The sequence below is a fragment of the Pseudomonas bharatica CSV86 genome, assembly GCF_000319305.2.
In the GTDB taxonomy this organism is placed as follows: Bacteria; Pseudomonadota; Gammaproteobacteria; order Pseudomonadales; family Pseudomonadaceae; genus Aquipseudomonas; species Aquipseudomonas bharatica.
Genome location: NZ_AMWJ02000002.1, coordinates 2,626,177 through 2,643,254, shown reverse-complemented (window position 1 = coordinate 2,643,254; position 17,078 = coordinate 2,626,177). Strand labels below are relative to the sequence as shown.

Below are 17,078 nucleotides of genomic sequence, written 5' to 3'. Positions count from 1 at the left end.
CGGCAATGTCGCGATGTTGTCCGGACTGACGCAATCGCTGGCAAGCCAGCTCCCACAGGTTTTGTAGTGATCCTGCTAGCGCTGGCTGTTGAGGACCTGCAGCATCGCGGCCGTCTGCGCATCCGGTTGGCCGTCGAAATTTTGCGGGCGGAAACGCATCTGGAACGCGGCGATCACGTGACGGGTGGCAACATCGAATACCCCGGTCTGCTCGATCGCATAACCAAACCGCGCCAGTTGCTGCTGGTACCAGACAGCATTCGGTGGATTCACCGCGAACAGTGCTTGCTGCTGCGACACCGCCTGGGCATCCGGCCAGATAGCCAGCCCTTCGTCGGCCAGGCGCTTCCACGGGAACAGCGGACCGGGGTCGAGCTTGCGCTGCGGGGCGATATCGCTGTGCCCGATGATGTACTTCGGCTGGATGTCGTTGCGCTTGGCGATATCCTTCAGCAGCAGGATCAGCGACTGTACCTGCGCTTCGGTATAGGGATGCCAGACCCTTCCACTGGGTGTGTCGGTGAAGCCGGGATTGACGATTTCGATGCCGATCGATGAAGAGTTGAGCCAGGTACGGCCATCCCATTGGCTGACACCGGCATGCCAGGAGCGGCGGTTTTCGTCGACCAGTTGATAAATGGTGCCTTTGTCGTCATCGCTGATCAGATAGTGACTGCTGACCTCGCCGTGGGTCAGCAAGGCCAACGAGCGTTCCAGCGAGGCATTGGTGTAATGCAGGACGACGAATTGGACGCGGCTGTTTTGGTTGGCCGAGACATAACTATGGTCGATTCGCAGCGCCGGGCCGTGGGTACAACCGGCTAGAAGCGCCAGCAGCAGGATGGAGAAAAACACTTTCATGAGAACGGGGACTACCTTTTAGAAGTATGTAATGCAATAGCATAACGTGTCGCCGGCAGTCCGCTCTTACCCCAATTGCAAGCGATTGCGTCCAAGGTGCTTGGCCCGGTAAAGCGCTTCGTCGGCGCGCTTGAGCACCGTGTCGCTGCGTTCGCCATCGCGAAACTCGGTCATACCCACCGACAGGGTAATGGTGACCCGCTCACCCTTGAAGTGGAACGGGCAGGCCTCCACCGCTGCACGCAGGCTCTCCGCCAACTGTAGACCACCCGTCACGGTTGTCTGTGGCACCAGCAGAACGAATTCCTCGCCACCGAAGCGGGCGATGAAATCCCGAGGACGCAGACGCTTGCGCAGTTCATTGGCGACGATCTTCAGGACCTTGTCGCCAGCCAGGTGGCCATAACTGTCGTTGATGCGCTTGAAGTGATCCAGGTCCAGGATCGCCATCAGCAACTGGCCGCCTTTTTCCTCCCATTCAGCAACTTCCAGCTCGAGACGCTCGGACCAGGCGGCGCGGTTGGGCAGGCCGGTGAGCGGATCGACCAAGGCTTTTTGACGCTGCTCCTCCAAGTGCTCGCGGTAGCCCTGGGCCTCCTGCTCCATGTGGGCGACCCGCTCGGACAGCCCCTTGAGGCGGTTGGCCATTTCCTCTTCGCGCTTGTCGCGCTGCTGCTGGTGCTCGTCCATGACGCCGAGCAGCCCTTCGAGGCGCCCTTCCAGCACGTGCTTGAGGCTGTCCAGATCGGCAGCGCCCTGCACGCTGCTGTGCAGGCCGTCGACCTGTTCGCGCAACTGGCTGTTCAGGTCACGTTCGGCGGACTGATTGTCGGCGTGGCCTTCGCTGGCCTCCTGCAGATGGCTCTGGAACGACTCCAGACGCTCATTGAGCTGTTTCAGATAGGCTTCGAACTCATGCTGCCCGCTGTCGGTGATGGCCAGCATCAGTACCGCCAGATCATCCAGCACCGGAAGCAACTCATACCAGTTGAGGCCATGCTCCAGGCGCTGGCGCATGGACTCCGCCTGGGGACGGTGGCGCTCCGGCAGGGCCAGGTCGTTGAGCAGCCCGAGCAGGGTGTGCTCGATATGGGTCGCCACCGAGCTGTAGGTTGGCTCGGTACCGTCGGGCAGGGCGTAGAGCATCTGTTCCGCGGTCAGCTCCACGGCGGGCTCCGGCTGCACAGGCTCCTCTTCGTGAGGGACGGCTTCGACAGGCTCTGGATTGGCGGACTCCGCCACCACCTCCAGTTCCATTGGAGCCGGATCGGCAACCTCAGGCTCGGCGACCGCGGTCGTGGTCACAGGGACAGGCACTTCAGGCGCAGTATCGATAGCCGGCGCAGGCGCACTGGTTGCGCATGCATCGGGTGCCCGGGAAGAAGGTTGCAGCTCGTCGATATCGGCAACCGGGGCAACTTCCGCCTTCGGCGGGGCCAGCACGACAGGCGCCTCGCCCACCTGCGCCGCCGCCGGCACTTCTTCCGGAGCATCGCGGCCGCCGAACAACCGTTGCAGAAAGCCCGGTCTGTTCTGTTCCTCGGGATGGGTCAGCACGCCGATCGCTTCGCCCTGCAGCTTGCTCAGCTCACTCAACAGCAAGGGGATTTCCCGCGACTGGCCAGCACGGGCCTCGACCTGCTTGCCGAGCTTCTTTAAGGGACGCCGCACCTCGCTGGGCAAGGACAGCGTCTGCAGCTGGTTGACCAGCGACGTCAACGCGGTGATTACCTGGGTTACCCGCGTGGCACGGCGCTGCTCGGAGTCGAGCACGGCTTTTTCGAGACGGGGAATGAGTCCGGCAAGACCAGCGTCCATGTTGTCGGAGCGGATGACATCGCGCATTTCCTTCATGCACTCGTCTACCACACGGTCGCTGCCCTCAGCGGCCAGGGTACTGCGCACGAGGCCGCGACGCAGCAGGTCGAGACGGGCCTCCCAACGGCGCTCCAGCTTTTCCTGCTGTTCAATGCTCTTGAGGTACTTCTCTTTCCAGCGCTCTGCTTCGTCGCTCATGCCCGGGCCCGCAATCAGGGGGGATTAACGCAAAACCGGAAGCGTATCCACAGTCAGGGCGTCAGGCAAACGAATCTCAACGGCGACCGGTAAATGATCGGAAATCGGCTGCGAAAGCACTTCGACCTTTTCCAGGGTCAGGCTCGGGCTGAGCAGAATATGGTCCAGGCAGCGTTGCGGGCGCCAGCTGGGGAACGTGGCTTCGACCTGTGGCGCGATCAAGCCGAGGTCTCGCAGCGGGGAATGTTGCAGAAGGTCGGTGGCGTGGGTGTTCATGTCGCCCATCAGCACCTGGTGACGATAACCACCGATCAGCTCACGGATATAGGCAAGCTGGCGGGCGCGGGTCTTGGAGCCAAGGGCCAGGTGCATCATCACCACGACCAGGGCGTCCTCGCCATCGCCAAAACGCACCAGGATCGCCCCGCGACCGGCAGGGCCGGGCAGCGGGTGGTCCTCCAGCAACTGCGGCTTGAGCCGGCTCAGCACGCCATTGCTGTGCTGGGCGAAGCGCCCGAGATTACGGTTGAGCTGCTGGTACCAGTAGGGGAAAGCACCGAGATGGGCGAGATGCTCGACCTGGTTGACATAACCCGAACGCAGGCTGCCGCCGTCGGCTTCCTGCAGGGCCACCAGGTCGAAGTCGTTGAGCAACGCGCCGATCTTCTGCAGGTTGCCGGCGCGTCCCACATGCGGCAGCAGATGCTGCCAGCTGCGCGTCACGTAGTGTCGATAGCGCTCGGTGCTGATCCCGACCTGGATATTGAAGCTGAGCAGGCGCAGGCGACCGTCCCTTGGCAGGTTGTCCTCGCCGACATGCAGCTCGTTGATCCGTGGATCACACAGGCCGACTACCCGCTCGCTTCTCCAGCGCGCCATGATCATCGCCGCTTACTTCGCGGCGCGCTCCTTGGCGATCAGCTGGTCGGCAACGTTCAGCACGCCTTCCGGGCCACCGGCGCTGCCCAGGTCGAAGCGATACTTGCCGTTGACCACCATGCTCGGCACGCCAGTGATCTCGTATTTCTTCGCCAGTTCCTTGGCCTGGTTGACCTGGCCCTTGATCGCGAACGAATTGAAGGTGGCGAGGAACTTGTCCTTGTCGACGCCCTGGGTGGCGAGGAAGTCAGCCATGTCCTGCGGGTCGGTCAGGCGCTTGCGCTGGTTCTGGATGGCGTCGAAGACGGCGGCATGCACCTTGTGCTCGACGCCCATGGCTTCGAGGGTCAGGAACATCTGGCCGTGGGCATCCCATGGGCCGCCGAACATGGCCGGCACGCGCTTGAAGTTGACGTCGGCGGGCAGCTTGTCGATCCAGGGATTGATGGTCGGTTCGAAGTGGTAGCAGTGCGGGCAGCCGTACCAGAACAGTTCGACGACCTCGATCTTGCCCGGTTGGGATACCGGCACCGGGTTGCTCAGCTCGATGTATTCCTTGCCGGCGACCGGTTCCGCGGCCTGGGCAGTCATACCGAAAACGCTGGCAGCTACCAGCGCGGCGCTGAGAATCAGATTACGCATGCTTTGCTCCTGTGCAGTCTTTGAGTCGCCCTGAAACGACTTGTCTTTCTGACAGGCCAAGGCGGGTCCGAGTTCGTAAGTGTAACGGCTGAAGAATGAAAAAAGGGTGGCCGAGGCCACCCTTTTCATGTTCGGCACGCGCCATTAACGCAGCGTTAACGTTGCCGCCGGACGGATCAGTGCAGGCCCTGGATGTAGCTGGCCAGCGCCTGGATGTCCTTGTTGCTGAGCTTGGAAGCGATGGTGCGCATGGTGGTGGCGTCGCCGTCGTTGGTTCGCTCACCCTCACGGAAGTCAGTCAGTTGCTTGGTGACGTACTGCGCGTGCTGGCCACCCAGGTGCGGGAAGCCGGCGGTTGCGATACCCGCGCCATTGGGCGAGTGGCAACCGGTGCAGGCCGGCAGGCCCTTGGACAGGTCACCGCCGTTGAACAGGGCGCGGCCACGTTCGACGAGGGCCGGATCGGCGGAACCGACGCTGCCTTTCTGGCTGGCGAAGTAGGCGGCGATGTCGGCCAGGTCCTGGTCGCCGAGGTTGGTCAGCAGGCCGGTCATTTCCAGGACCGTGCGCTTGCCGTCCTTGATGTCGTGGAGCTGCTTGGTCAGGTAACGCTCGCCCTGGCCTGCAAGTTTCGGGAAGTTCGGCGCGACGCTATTGCCGTCCGGGCTGTGACACGCCCCACAAACGGCCGCTTTTGCCTGACCGGCAGCGGCATCGCCAACGATAGTGCCAGCGGCGTTGGCGCCGCCTGTAACGCCCAGGGTCAACAGCAGACTCACGATCAGTTTGTTCATCAGCTAATCCAACTACGGCTAAGGGTGAAAGAGTTATGTATCGGGCCTACCGCTCATCCACTGGATGATTGCCTGGTAGTCCTCGGCACTGCAGTCCATGCACAATCCACGCGGTGGCATAGCCTTGAAACCCTGGGTTACATGCCCGACCAATATCTCCATACCCTGCGCCAGCCTTGGCTCCCAGGCTGCACGATCACCGGCTTTCGGGGCCTGTGGCAGCTGCCCGGCGTGACAGGCCGCACAGGTGCGGTTGTACAACGCCTCGGGATCCTGTGTAGCCTGAGCGCTGGAAAACGGTATCAAGACACCGATTGCAAGCAGCCATTTCGTCATCGAACGACCCTTCAGGGTTGGAAGCTCATTGCGTTCTAGTGCGCAACCTTTAAAGTCTGAGCCCCCGTGCACATCCTCCTACGCTGGGATAATGCGCACACAAAATCTAGGGCATTATATACTCCCGTTGCCGAAACGGAAACGACACACCCTGCCGCACCCACCCCGGGCAACGCTCACTTCGGACATCCCATGCAAGTCAAAAACCCCATCCTCGGACTTTGCCAGACGGCAAGATTCGCCCTCAGTGCCGCCAAGGTCGACCAGTGTCCACCTGACGAAGGCTATGAAGTCGCCTTCGCCGGCCGCTCCAACGCCGGCAAGTCCAGCGCGCTCAACACCCTGACCCACGCCAGCCTGGCGCGCACCTCGAAAACTCCGGGCCGAACCCAGTTGTTGAACTTCTTCAGTCTGGATGACGATCGGCGTTTGGTCGACCTGCCAGGCTACGGATATGCCAAGGTGCCGATCCCGCTCAAGCAGCACTGGCAGCGCCACCTCGAGGCCTACCTGGGCAGCCGCGAGGCGTTGAAGGGCCTTATCCTGATGATGGACGTGCGCCATCCGATGACCGACTTCGACAAGATGATGCTCGACTGGTCCAAGGCCAGCGGCATGCCGATGCATATCCTGTTGACCAAGGCCGACAAGCTGACCTTTGGCGCAGCCAAGAACACGCTGCTCAAGGTGCAGTCGGAAATCCGCAAGGGCTGGGGTGAAAGCATCACCATCCAGCTGTTCTCGGCACCGAAACGCCAGGGGCTGGAAGAAGCCTACGCCGTCCTCGCGCGCTGGCTGGAACTGGCTGACAAGCCCGAGGCATAAGGGCTGCCCGGCGAAATCCGGGCAAAAAAAACCCCGGACTTCGTATGGGGAGGGGAAGTTCGGGGTTCAAGTTCCGAACCGCTAGGGCGGGGTCCGGATATCTGCCAACACTTAACACAACATAGGAGCATTGAAGGGCTTCACCAGCCATTCAGTACCTCTGAGTGTCGGTTCACCGGATTAGTTCCGGGCGTGTAGAAACTATTTGCGATAAGTAGGAATTCCCTTAATACCCGACTGCCGGGGTCGGGCATTTCGCGCGACCTTATGTCGCAGACATTCCCCGATGTTCAGTGCGCTTCGTCCCAGTTCGCCCCCACTCCAACGTCCACCACCAGCGGAACATCCAGTTGCGCAGCGTTGCTCATGTACGGGCGAATTTCCTCACGCACCTGTTCCACCAGGTCTTCGCGCACTTCCAGCACCAGTTCGTCGTGCACCTGGAGGATTACCCGGGCATCGAGCCCGGAGCTTTCCAGCCAGTTGTCCACCGCGACCATGGCGCGCTTGATGATGTCCGCCGCGGTACCCTGCATCGGCGCGTTGATCGCCGTACGTTCGGCTCCGGCACGCTCCATCGGGCGGCTGGAGTTGATCGCCGGCAGGTACAGGCGACGGCCGAACAGGGTTTCCACAAAGCCTTGCTCGGCGGCCAGCTTGCGGGTGCTTTCCATGTACTGGCGCACACCCGGGTAGCGGGCGAAGTAGGCATCGATATAGGCCTTGGCCTGCTTGGTCTCGACGCCGATGTCCTTGCCGAGCTTTTTCGCGCCCATGCCATAGATCAGGCCGAAGTTGATCGCCTTGGCGCTGCGGCGCTGGTCGGAAGTCACCTGGTCCAGGGCCACGTTGAACACTTCGGCGGCAGTCGCAGTGTGCACGTCGAGGCCGTTGCGGAAGGCGTTCATCAGGCCTTCGTCGCCGGACAGGTGGGCCATGATGCGCAACTCGATCTGCGAGTAGTCGGCCGCCAGCAGCTTGTAGCCCGGTGGCGCGATGAACGCCTGGCGGATGCGCCGCCCCTCGGCAGTGCGGGCCGGGATGTTCTGCAGGTTCGGATCGCTGGACGACAGGCGTCCGGTGGCCGCAACGGCCTGGCCATAGGACGTATGGATGCGCTGGGTACGCGGGTTGATCTGCTCGGGCAGGCGGTCGGTGTAGGTGCTCTTGAGCTTGCTCAGCGAGCGGTACTGCATCAGCACCCGTGGCAGCGGATAGCCTTCCTCGGCCAGTTCGTCCAGCACCTCTTCGGCAGTGGAGGGCTGGCCCTTGGCGGTCTTCTTCAAGACCGGCAGGCCGAACTTGTCGTAAAGGATCGCGCCCAGCTGGCGTGGCGAACCGAGGTTGAACGGCTCCCCGGCAAGCTCGATGGCCTCGCGCTCCAGCTCGACCATCTTGTCGCCCAGCTCCTGGCTCTGCAGCCTCAGCAATTCGGGATCGACCAGCGCGCCCTGGCGCTCGATCCGCGCCAGTACCGGCACCAGCGGCATCTCGATGTCGGTCAGCACACTGGCCAGGGACGGGATCGCCTGGAGCTGCGCGAACAGCGTCTGGTGCAGGCGCAGGGTCACGTCGGCGTCTTCGGCGGCGTAGGGGCCGGCCTTGTCCAGGTGGACCTTGTCGAAGGTCACCTGCTTGGCGCCCTTGCCGGCGATGTCTTCGAACTTGACGGTGCTGTAGTCGAGGTACTTCTTCGCCAGGCTGTCCATATCGTGGCGGATCGCCGTGGAATTGAGCACGTAGGATTCGAGCATGGTATCGAAGGCGATGCCGCGCACGCTGATGCCGTTGGCCGGGTCGCCGCCGATCGCGCAGTTGGCGAGGATGTTCATGTCGAACTTGGCGTGCTGGCCGACCTTGAGCTTTTGCGGGTCTTCCAGCAGCGGCTTCAGGGCCAGCAACACGCTGTCGCGGTCCAGTTGCGCGGGGGCATCGGGGTAACTGTGGGTCAGCGGGACATAGGCCGCCTCATGGGCTTTCACCGCAAAGGACACACCCACCAGTTGCGCCTGCTGCGCGTCGATGCCGGTGGTTTCGGTGTCGAAGGCGAACAGCGGGGCGTCCTTGAGCTTCTGCAACCAAGCATCGAAACGCGCCTGGTCGAGGATGGTCTCGTAATCCGGCTCGACCGGCACCTCGACCTCGGCCACCACCAGCGCCTCGTCGCTGACCGCCGCCACGGTGACATCCAGCACCGCCACCGGGGCCGGCTGCGCGGCACGGCGGGCCTCGCGCTCCAGTTCGTCGATCCAGCCCTTGAACTCCAGCTCGGTGTAGAGCTCCATGAGCTTGTCGCGATCCGGCTCGCCCAGGTGCAGGTCATCCAGGCCGACGTCCAGTTCGACGTCGCACTTGATGGTCGCCAGGCGATAGGAGAGGAAGGCCATTTCCTTGCTTTCCAGCAGCTTGGCCGGCAGGGTCTTGGCACCACGGATGGGCAGGGACGGCACCAGGTCGAGGTTGTCGTAGAGCTCCTTGAGGCCGCCATTGACCCCGACCAGCAAGCCGACGGCTGTCTTCTCGCCAACACCCTTGACCCCCGGGATGTTGTCGGCGGTATCGCCCATAAGGGCCAGCAGGTCGATGATCTGTTCCGGAGCGACACCGAATTTCCCTTTTACGCCCTCGATATCCAGCACGGTTCCGGTCATGGTGTTGACCAGCGTAACGTGCTCGTCCACCAGTTGCGCCATGTCCTTGTCGCCCGTGGACACCACCACCGGGCGCGCTGCCGCGGCGCTGCTGCGGGCCAGGGTACCGATCACGTCATCGGCTTCGACACCCTCGACGCACAAGAGCGGGAAGCCCAGGGCGCGTACGGCGGCGTGCAGCGGTTCGATCTGCACGCGCATGTCGTCGGGCATGCTCGGGCGGTTGGCCTTGTAGTCGGCGAACATCTCGTCGCGGAATGTTCCGCCCTTGGCATCGAAGACCACCGCGAACGGGCTGTCCGGATATTGCTTGCGCAGGCTCCTGAGCATGTTCAGCACACCCTTTACCGCCCCGGACGGCATGCCCTTGGACGTGGTCAGCGGCGGCAGCGCGTGGAAGGCACGGTAGAGGTACGAAGAACCGTCCACCAGGACGAGGGGGGTTTGGCTCATGAGCGGAATCAACCTTTTCGACGGGCCCGGCGCTAGAATGTCCGGAACATTGACGACAAAGGGACAAGGTTATCATGGGTACATTCAATCGCCTGTTGTTGCTCGGCCTTCTCGTCGGCACGCCGGTCGCAGCCCTGGCAGCGGACGAAGCGCCCTCGGCCGAGCCGGAAGTAACCATTCGCACGGAAGGTGACAAAACTATTCAGGAATACCGTCAGAACGGCTTCCTGTACGCGATCAAGGTCACACCGAAGAACGGCAAGCCGTACTTCCTGGTGCGTGCCGACGGTAGCGACGCCAACTTCATCCGGTCCGACCAACCCGACATGCTGATTCCCTCCTGGAAAATCTTCGAGTGGTAACGCGGACCCTTAACATCCACCCGGCACGTCGCGACGACGTGCCTGACTGAGCAGTTTTTGACCATGTCTGTCTTCACCCCCCTGACCCGGCCACAGCTGGAAACCTTCCTGGCCCCCTATGGACTGGGCCGCCTGCTGGATTTCCAGGGCATCGCCGCCGGTACCGAGAACAGCAATTTCTTCATCAGCCTCGAACAGGGGGAGTTCGTGCTGACGCTTGTGGAACGCGGACCGATCCAGGACCTGCCGTTCTTCGTCGAACTGCTCGAGGTGCTGCACCAGGCCGACCTGCCGGTGCCTTATGCCTTGCCCGCCACCGACGGCGTGGCCCTGCGCGAGCTGGCCGGCAAGCCGGCGCTGCTGCAACCGCGCCTGGCCGGCAAGCACATCAAGGCGCCCAACGCCCAGCACTGCGTGCAGGTCGCCGATTTCATGGGCCACCTGCACCTGGCGACCCGCAAACACACGCTGGAACGCAAGACCGACCGGGGACTGGACTGGATGCTGCAGGCCGGCAACGAACTGATGCCGCGACTGAATGCCGGGCAGCAAGCCCTGCTGAAAGCCAGCCTGGAGGAGATCAGCGCCAATCACGCACGGATCATGGCCCTACCGCGGGCCAACGTGCATGCCGACCTGTTCCGTGACAACGCGATGTTCGAAGGCACGCACCTGACCGGTGTGATCGACTTCTACAACGCTTGCTCGGGGCCGATGCTGTATGACCTGGCGATCAGCCTGAACGACTGGTGCTGTGACGAGGCGGGAGCGATCGATCTGCCGCGAGCGCGGGCGTTCCTCGGCGCCTATGCGGCACTGCGGCCGTTCACGGCGGCGGAAGCCGAGCTCTGGCCGGTGATGCTGCGGGTCGCGTGCGTGCGCTTCTGGCTGTCGCGCCTGATCGCGGCGGAATCGTTCGCGGGGATGGATGTGATGATTCACGATCCGGTGGAGTTCGAGGTGCGCTTGAAGGCGCGGCAGGATGTGAGCCTGGCACTGCCTTTCGCCCTTTAAAGAGCATCGCTGGCAAGCCAGCTCCCACAGGTTTCGCGGTGCACGCGGTCCCTGTGGGAGCTGGCTTGCCAGCGATGAAGGCACTACAGACTTTCCAGACACCCCGCCAACCCGTTCCCCAGGTTCGCCAGCAAGGCCTCGTACCCCTTGGCATCCACTGGCAGCGTCCCGCCCAGGGCATCCAGTTCCGCCAGTTTCACCGGCAAACCGGCGGTCAGGGTTTCAGCCAGGCGCGGCCGCAGTGGCGGCTCACTGAACACACAGGTCTTGCCTGCCTCCTGCAAGCGCTTGCGCATGGCCGCCACATGCTGGGCGCCCGGCTGCACTTCCTGGACCACGCTGAACACGCCTGCATGTTTCAGCCCGTAAGCCGATTCGAAGTAGTCGAACGCCTCATGGAAGACGAAGAAAGGCTTGTCCGCCACGCCGGCCAGTCGCTGTTTCAAGCGCTGGTCCAGCACATCCAGGCGCTGCTCGAAGCCCTTCAGGTTGCTCTGGTAGCGCGCGGCATTGGCCGGATCCGCCGCACTCAGGTCCGCCGCCATGCGCGCCGCGATCACCCGGGCGTTGACCGTGGACAACCACAGGTGAGCATCGAGGCTGCCAGGGCGGTGGTCGTGATCGTGTTCATCCGGGTAATCCCCGTGCGCGTCATGCTCTTCATGGGATTGGCTGTCCTCGCCGAAGTGGCGCAGGCTCATGCCGGGCAAATCCTGCACCGCCACGGTAGGCTTGCTGCGCCCAGTGATGACACGCGGCAGGAAGCTTTCCATGTCCGGCCCGATCCAATACAGCAGGTCCACCTCCGCTACCCGCCGTACATCCGAAGGACGCAGCGCGTAGTGGTGCGGCGAAGCGCCCGGCGGCAGCAGCACTTCCGGCTTGCCGACGCCGTCCTGGACCGCTGCGGCAATCAGTTGCAGTGGCTGGATGCTGGTCAGAACGCGAACGTCGGCGCGGGCCGGGGCCAGCACGACCAGGGTTGAGGCAAAAGCGACAAAAAGGGCAAAAAATCGGGACACGATAAGCGCTCATTGATGCAAAGAGAGGTAACATAATAACGTCTCTCACCAGAACCGTCGCCGCCCATGCCCATTACCCCACTGGCCAACCGCCCACACGACCATTCCCATTGCGTCCACACCGCCCTGGCCGAAGCCGATGCCCTGTGTGCCCGCCAGGGGCTGCGCCTGACCGCGTTGCGCCGGCGTGTGCTGGAACTGGTCTGGCAGAGCCATAAACCGCTGGGTGCCTATGACATCCTCGGCGTACTGAGCGAACAGGATGGCCGTCGCGCTGCGCCGCCAACCGTTTATCGGGCCCTCGACTTCCTTCTGGAAAACAGCCTGGTGCACCGCATCGCCTCGCTCAACGCCTTTATCGGCTGCAATCACCCGGAACATGCGCACCAGGGTCAATTCCTGATCTGCCGCGAGTGCCATGTCGCGATCGAGCTCGAGCAGGCGGCGATCAGCGACGCCATCGTCGCCAGTGCCAAGGAGGTCGGTTTCAGCGTCGAGGCGCAGACCGTGGAAGTCGTCGGCATCTGCGCCAGTTGCCGGAGCGCCTGATGAGCAATGCCTTGATCCGCCTGCAACAGGTGGGAGTGACCATCGCCGGGCAGAGCATCCTCGACAGCATCGACCTGACCGTCGACCCCGGGCAGATCGTAACCCTGATCGGCCCCAACGGCGCCGGCAAGACCACCCTCGTGCGGGCCGTCCTCGGCCTGCTCAAGCCGGATCGCGGCAGCGTCTGGCGCAAGCCGAAGCTGCGTATCGGCTACATGCCGCAGAAGCTTCAGGTGGACGCGACCCTGCCGCTCTCGGTTCTGCGCTTCCTGCGCCTGGTTCCGGGCGTGGACCGCGCCGCTGCCTTGGCGGCCCTGGAGGAAGTCGGTGCCGAACAGGTGATCGACAGCCCGATCCAGAACATTTCCGGCGGCGAGATGCAGCGCGTGCTGCTGGCCCGCGCCTTGCTGCGCGAGCCCGAGCTGCTGGTGCTGGACGAACCGGTCCAGGGCGTCGACGTTGCCGGCCAGGCCGAGCTGTACAGCCTCATCACCCGCCTGCGCGACCGCCACCGTTGCGGCGTGCTGATGGTCTCCCACGACCTGCACCTGGTCATGAGCACCACCGACCAGGTGGTCTGCCTCAATCGTCACGTCTGCTGTTCCGGGCATCCGGAGCAGGTCAGCGGCGACCCGGCCTTCGTCGAGCTGTTCGGCAACAACGCGCCAAGCCTGGCGATCTATCACCATCATCATGACCACAGCCACGACCTGCATGGTTCGGTGGTCACCCCGCATGTGCATGGAGAAAACTGCAAGCATGGCTGATTTCCTGCTCTACGCCCTGCTCGCAGGCCTGGCCCTGGCCGTGGTGGCCGGCCCCCTGGGTTCCTTCGTGGTCTGGCGGCGCATGGCCTATTTCGGTGACACCCTGTCCCATGCCGCACTGCTCGGCGTGGCCATGGGCTTCATGCTCGACATCAGCCCGGCGCTGGCGGTAACGGTCGGCTGCCTGCTGCTGGCGTTGCTCCTGGTCACCTTGCAGCAGCGCCAGCCGCTGGCCTCGGACACCCTGCTCGGTATCCTTGCCCCCAGCACCCTGTCCCTCGGCCTGGTGGCGTTGAGTTTCATGCGCGATGTGCGCATCGACCTGATGGGCTACCTGTTCGGCGACCTGCTGGCGATCAGCCCGGCCGATCTGGCCTGGATCCTCGGCGGCAGCGCAGCGGTGCTGTTGCTGATGGTGGCGCTGTGGCGGCCGCTGCTGGCGGTGACCGTGCATGAAGAGCTGGCCCGGGTCGAAGGCCTGCCGGTGGCCGGCCTGCGCCTGGCACTGATGCTGCTGATCGCGATCGTCATCGCCGTAGCCATGAAGATCGTCGGCGTGCTGCTGATCACGTCGTTGCTGATCATCCCCGCCGCCGCCGCGCAAAGACATGCACGCTCTCCGGAACAAATGGCCCTTGGCGCCAGTCTTATCGGGGTCGTCGCGGTCTGTGGCGGCCTGGCCATGTCCTGGTTCAAGGACACCCCCGCAGGGCCCTCGATCGTGGTCTGTGCCGCGGTGCTATTCTTGCTGAGCCTGGCCCTGCCCAAGCGCTGAATGCAACAGCGAACGCCGCCTGCGCGGTGGCGTCCGCCCCCATGCACCCCGCGAGCGCCAGCGAAGGAATGATGTTCCCGCCCACGGACTGGGTGTAGACTTGCTCGTTTTTCGCGCAAATAGAGAGTCGTAGGAATGAAGCCGTTCGCCTCCCGTTATCTGCTCCTTGCCGCGTTTTCCCTGATTCTGACCGCTTGCGCAGGCAAGCCGGTCGAAAGCGCCGCCGTGCCTGCCACGCCGGATGCCTGGCAGCAATTGCAGCAGAGTATCGCCAGCAGTGAACTGGCCACCGCCGAGGACCAGTTGGCCGCGTTGCAGGCCCAAGCGCCGGACGACAGCCGCCTCGAACAGTACCAGCGGCAATTGGCCGAGGCGTATCTGCAACGCAGCCAGATCGTCCTGCAGAAGGGCGATGTAAATGCTGCCGCCACCGCGCTGGCCCGCGCCCGTGCCCTTATGCCCAAGGCCCCGGCCCTGACCGGCGGCGTCAACGGTGCCATCGCCCAGGCGCGCAAGGCCGAGCTGGACCGTGCCGAAGCAGCGCTGAAAGCGGCCGAAGCCAAGCCGAAGGCCAAGGTGATCGACCCGACGGCGCCAAGCACGGTGATCGCCCTGGATATCCGCGACATCGGCAAGCTGCGTCGGCAGCTCGACGATATCGCCGATGATGTCGTCAATTACCAGTGTGATGTGGTGTTCCAGGTGCCACGCAAGGCCGATTATCCCTGGCTGTCGACCCTGCTGGGCAAGCGGGTCAACAAGCGTGATCCGTCCTTCGAGCTGCAACAGCGCAGTGAGATTCACCGCAGCCAGCCGGCCCAGGTGGTACTGACGCCGAAGCGCACCTACGAATAATCTCGAGCAGTACGCGGACCTTGTGGGAGCGGGTTCACCCGCGATAGCGGTAGTGGATTCACCATCGCAATCGCGGGTAAACCCGCTCCCACAGGGGACGATGATCAGGCCGGAATGGCTTTAGCCGCAGCCTCCCGCTCCCACACCCGATGCTTGCCGATGGCCTGGGTGAACGCTTTGATCACCTTGGCATCATTCCCCGCCAGCAAACCGCTGTCTTCCTTGAGATTCAGGCTGTCGAACCAGGCTTTCGCCTCGGCATGCCCGGCCACCGGCTTGAGATGCTTGTAGGCTTCGAGGATGTAATGGACAGCCACACCATCCCCTTGCAGCGCGTCGATCACCGCCTTGCCGCCCGCGACCCAGACCGCGTCGAAGGCGATGGAAGGCATGCCCTCCATCGACGCATCTACCGGCAGGGTCTTGCCATCGGCGGTCTTCACCGGCGCTGAAGTCGGCCCCAGCACCTTGATCTGCACGCTCTCGGCTTCCAGGGCCTTGGTCAGCTTGTCGGCCAGCCCGGCATCGACGCCATCGGCCACCAGCAGCGCCACCTTGCGCCCCTTGATGCTTTCGCCGAGGTGATTCATCTGGCTCAGCGCCGGCGAAGCCTTCAACGACAGTTCCGGCACATCCACCGTCCCGGCCTTCGGTGCCGGGAGGCCAAGCTTGGCGGCCACCTTCGCAGCCAGGTCCAGGTCGATATTGGCCAGGATCTCGTTCACCTCGCGCGCCCGGATATGCTCACGCTCCACCTTGCCCAGCTCAAAGCTGTAGGCATTGACGATGTGCTCCTGCTCGTTCGGGCTCATGCTGCGATAGAACAACCGCGCCTGGGAGAAGTGGTCGCCGAAGGATTCGCTGCGCTGGCGGATCTTGTGCGCGTCGATGCGCTCCTGGTAAGACTCGAACCCGCCGTCCTGCGCCGCTGGCGGTGTTTCCTTGGGCCAGCCGCCGTCAATGGAGTTGGGCTCGTAGGCCGCGCGCCCCTTGTCGATGCGTACACGGTGCATGGCGTCGCGCTGGCCATTGTGGTTCGGCGCGATGGGCCGGTTGATCGGGATTTCATGGAAGTTCGGCCCGCCCAGGCGGCTGATCTGGGTGTCGGTGTAGGAGAACAGGCGACCCTGTAGCAGCGGGTCGTTGGTGAAGTCGATACCCGGCACGATATGCCCGGGGCAGAAGGCGATCTGCTCGACTTCGGCGAAGAAGTTGTCCGGGTTGCGGTTGAGCACCATCTTGCCCAGCGGCGTCACCGGAACCAGTTCCTCGGGAATGATCTTGGTCGGGTCGAGCAGGTCGAAGTCGAACTTGTGCTCGTCGGCCTCGGGGACGATCTGCACGCCCAGTTCCCATTCCGGATAGTTGCCGGTCTCGATCGCTTCCCACAGATCGCGGCGGTGATAGTCGGTGTCCTTGCCGGCGAGCTTTTGCGCTTCGTCCCAGAGCAGCGAGAGTACGCCCTGCTTGGGTTTCCAGTGGAACTTGACGAAACTGGCCACGCCTTCGGCGTTGATCAGGCGGAAGGTGTGCACGCCGAAACCTTCCATGGTCCGCAGGCTTTTCGGGATGGCACGGTCGGACATGGCCCAGATCACCATGTGCGCCGATTCGGGCACCAGCGAGACGAAGTCCCAGAAGGTGTCGTGGGCGCTGCCGCCGGTGGGGATCTCGTTATGGGGCTCGGGTTTTACCGCGTGCACGAAATCAGGAAACTTGATCGCATCCTGGATGAAGAACACCGGCATGTTGTTGCCGACCAGGTCGAAGTTGCCTTCGTCGGTAAAGAACTTCACGGCGAAGCCGCGCACATCACGCACCGTATCGCCCGAGCCACGCGGCCCCTGCACGGTGGAGAAACGCACGAAGACCGGGGTGATTTTCTCCGGATCCTGGAGGAAGCCGGCCTTGGTCAGTTCCGCGTGGTTGCCGTAGGACTGGAAGTAGCCGTGGGCCCCGGTGCCGCGGGCATGAACGATGCGCTCCGGAATCCGCTCATGGTCAAAATGCGTGATTTTCTCGCGCATGATGAAGTCTTCCAGCAACGACGGGCCGCGCGGGCCGGCCTTGAGCGTGTTCTGGTTGTCGGCGATCTTCACGCCCTGGTTGGTACGCAGGGCCTGGCCGGTGGCGTCGCTGCGCACGGTTTCCAGGCTTTGCAACTTGGCATTGGTATTGGCGCGGTCCGGGGTGTCGGTTCCGGCAAGCTGGCTTTCCCGTGGCGCATCGTTCTTGCTAGGCATGGCTGGCGGTCCTCATCAGTTCCATCGCGGGGAT

Annotated in this window: 16 protein-coding genes; 7 read left to right on the top strand and 9 right to left on the bottom strand. The window is 63.4% G+C overall.

Features of this window, described 5'->3' with window-relative positions; genetic code table 11:
- Positions 1-75: 75 nt before the first annotated feature.
- The 6 genes from CSV86_RS26045 to CSV86_RS26020 all read right to left on the bottom strand — a co-directional run bounded on the left by CSV86_RS26045 (position 76) and on the right by CSV86_RS26020 (position 5,528).
- Entirely contained in the window at positions 76-861 is a 786-nt protein-coding gene (locus tag CSV86_RS26045) for an N-acetylmuramoyl-L-alanine amidase (RefSeq protein ID WP_009401698.1), read from the bottom strand.
- Positions 862-927: 66 nt separating this feature from the next.
- Positions 928-2,877 (bottom strand): GGDEF domain-containing protein, encoded by a 1,950-nt coding sequence (locus tag CSV86_RS26040; RefSeq protein ID WP_009401700.1) that lies wholly within the window; start codon positions 2,875-2,877, stop codon positions 928-930.
- A gap of 24 nt (positions 2,878-2,901) precedes the next feature.
- Positions 2,902-3,756: an endonuclease/exonuclease/phosphatase family protein gene (locus tag CSV86_RS26035; protein ID WP_009401701.1), complete on the bottom strand. Its 855-nt coding sequence runs from the start codon at positions 3,754-3,756 to the stop codon at positions 2,902-2,904.
- 12 nt (positions 3,757-3,768) lie between these two features.
- A complete protein-coding gene (gene dsbA / locus CSV86_RS26030; RefSeq protein WP_009401704.1) occupies positions 3,769-4,398 on the bottom strand; it encodes a thiol:disulfide interchange protein DsbA in 630 nt (209 codons plus the stop codon).
- Between the two features lie 176 nt (positions 4,399-4,574).
- Entirely contained in the window at positions 4,575-5,192 is a 618-nt protein-coding gene (locus CSV86_RS26025) for a c-type cytochrome (RefSeq protein ID WP_009401705.1), read from the bottom strand.
- A gap of 33 nt (positions 5,193-5,225) precedes the next feature.
- The gene (locus CSV86_RS26020; RefSeq protein ID WP_009401707.1) at positions 5,226-5,528 is read right to left on the bottom strand and encodes a c-type cytochrome; all 303 of its coding nucleotides are present in this window, start codon (positions 5,526-5,528) and stop codon (positions 5,226-5,228) included.
- A 192-nt stretch (positions 5,529-5,720) separates the two neighbouring features.
- Here CSV86_RS26020 and yihA point away from each other — a divergent pair, with 192 nt between their 5' ends.
- A complete protein-coding gene (gene yihA / locus CSV86_RS26015; RefSeq protein ID WP_009401709.1) occupies positions 5,721-6,353 on the top strand; it encodes a ribosome biogenesis GTP-binding protein YihA/YsxC in 633 nt (210 codons plus the stop codon).
- Positions 6,354-6,643: 290 nt separating this feature from the next.
- Here the strand turns inward: yihA and polA are convergent, their stop codons facing one another.
- On the bottom strand, positions 6,644-9,457 hold the full coding sequence (polA, locus tag CSV86_RS26010) for a DNA polymerase I (RefSeq protein ID WP_009401711.1): 2,814 nt from the start codon (positions 9,455-9,457) through the stop codon (positions 6,644-6,646).
- Positions 9,458-9,531: 74 nt separating this feature from the next.
- Between polA and CSV86_RS26005 the strand changes: the two genes are divergently transcribed.
- The gene (locus tag CSV86_RS26005; RefSeq protein ID WP_009401712.1) at positions 9,532-9,819 is read left to right on the top strand and encodes a DUF2782 domain-containing protein; all 288 of its coding nucleotides are present in this window, start codon (positions 9,532-9,534) and stop codon (positions 9,817-9,819) included.
- A gap of 63 nt (positions 9,820-9,882) precedes the next feature.
- Positions 9,883-10,833 (top strand): homoserine kinase, encoded by a 951-nt coding sequence (locus CSV86_RS26000; protein ID WP_009401714.1) that lies wholly within the window; start codon positions 9,883-9,885, stop codon positions 10,831-10,833.
- Between the two features lie 83 nt (positions 10,834-10,916).
- Here CSV86_RS26000 and znuA read toward each other — a convergent pair whose 3' ends face one another.
- Positions 10,917-11,855, bottom strand: a complete 939-nt coding sequence (znuA, locus tag CSV86_RS25995; protein WP_009401716.1) for a zinc ABC transporter substrate-binding protein ZnuA — start codon at positions 11,853-11,855, stop codon at positions 10,917-10,919.
- Positions 11,856-11,921: 66 nt separating this feature from the next.
- Here znuA and zur point away from each other — a divergent pair, with 66 nt between their 5' ends.
- From zur to CSV86_RS25975, 4 genes are all read left to right on the top strand, one after another.
- A complete protein-coding gene (zur, locus tag CSV86_RS25990; protein WP_009401723.1) occupies positions 11,922-12,404 on the top strand; it encodes a zinc uptake transcriptional repressor Zur in 483 nt (160 codons plus the stop codon).
- Positions 12,404-13,171, top strand: a complete 768-nt coding sequence (znuC, locus tag CSV86_RS25985; protein WP_009401724.1) for a zinc ABC transporter ATP-binding protein ZnuC — start codon at positions 12,404-12,406, stop codon at positions 13,169-13,171. Before zur ends, znuC begins: the two co-directional genes overlap by 1 nt.
- Entirely contained in the window at positions 13,164-13,946 is a 783-nt protein-coding gene (gene znuB, locus CSV86_RS25980; RefSeq protein ID WP_009401726.1) for a zinc ABC transporter permease subunit ZnuB, read from the top strand. The genes znuC and znuB overlap by 8 nt, the downstream gene beginning before the upstream one ends.
- Positions 13,947-14,081: 135 nt before the next feature.
- Complete coding sequence (locus CSV86_RS25975; RefSeq protein ID WP_009401728.1) at positions 14,082-14,801, top strand: PA5502 family lipoprotein; 720 nt, start codon at positions 14,082-14,084, stop codon at positions 14,799-14,801.
- Positions 14,802-14,905: 104 nt separating this feature from the next.
- Here CSV86_RS25975 and katE read toward each other — a convergent pair whose 3' ends face one another.
- Positions 14,906-17,044, bottom strand: coding sequence for a catalase HPII (gene katE / locus CSV86_RS25970; RefSeq protein WP_009401730.1), 2,139 nt, complete (start codon positions 17,042-17,044; stop codon positions 14,906-14,908).
- Positions 17,045-17,078: the final 34 nt, after the last annotated feature.

Excerpts from the sequence above, each read along its gene's own strand:
- CSV86_RS26045 (WP_009401698.1), bottom strand. The coding sequence starts at position 861 with ATGAAAGTGTTTTTCTCCATCCTGCTGCTGGCGCTTCTAGCCGGTTGT.
- CSV86_RS26040 (WP_009401700.1), bottom strand. The coding sequence starts at position 2,877 with ATGAGCGACGAAGCAGAGCGCTGGAAAGAGAAGTACCTCAAGAGCATT.
- CSV86_RS26035 (WP_009401701.1), bottom strand. The coding sequence starts at position 3,756 with ATGGCGCGCTGGAGAAGCGAGCGGGTAGTCGGCCTGTGTGATCCACGG.
- dsbA (WP_009401704.1), bottom strand. The coding sequence starts at position 4,398 with ATGCGTAATCTGATTCTCAGCGCCGCGCTGGTAGCTGCCAGCGTTTTC.
- CSV86_RS26025 (WP_009401705.1), bottom strand. The coding sequence starts at position 5,192 with ATGAACAAACTGATCGTGAGTCTGCTGTTGACCCTGGGCGTTACAGGC.
- CSV86_RS26020 (WP_009401707.1), bottom strand. The coding sequence starts at position 5,528 with ATGACGAAATGGCTGCTTGCAATCGGTGTCTTGATACCGTTTTCCAGC.
- yihA (WP_009401709.1), top strand. The coding sequence starts at position 5,721 with ATGCAAGTCAAAAACCCCATCCTCGGACTTTGCCAGACGGCAAGATTC.
- polA (WP_009401711.1), bottom strand. The coding sequence starts at position 9,457 with ATGAGCCAAACCCCCCTCGTCCTGGTGGACGGTTCTTCGTACCTCTAC.
- CSV86_RS26005 (WP_009401712.1), top strand. The coding sequence starts at position 9,532 with ATGGGTACATTCAATCGCCTGTTGTTGCTCGGCCTTCTCGTCGGCACG.
- CSV86_RS26000 (WP_009401714.1), top strand. The coding sequence starts at position 9,883 with ATGTCTGTCTTCACCCCCCTGACCCGGCCACAGCTGGAAACCTTCCTG.
- zur (WP_009401723.1), top strand. The coding sequence starts at position 11,922 with ATGCCCATTACCCCACTGGCCAACCGCCCACACGACCATTCCCATTGC.
- znuC (WP_009401724.1), top strand. The coding sequence starts at position 12,404 with ATGAGCAATGCCTTGATCCGCCTGCAACAGGTGGGAGTGACCATCGCC.
- znuB (WP_009401726.1), top strand. The coding sequence starts at position 13,164 with ATGGCTGATTTCCTGCTCTACGCCCTGCTCGCAGGCCTGGCCCTGGCC.
- CSV86_RS25975 (WP_009401728.1), top strand. The coding sequence starts at position 14,082 with ATGAAGCCGTTCGCCTCCCGTTATCTGCTCCTTGCCGCGTTTTCCCTG.
- katE (WP_009401730.1), bottom strand. The coding sequence starts at position 17,044 with ATGCCTAGCAAGAACGATGCGCCACGGGAAAGCCAGCTTGCCGGAACC.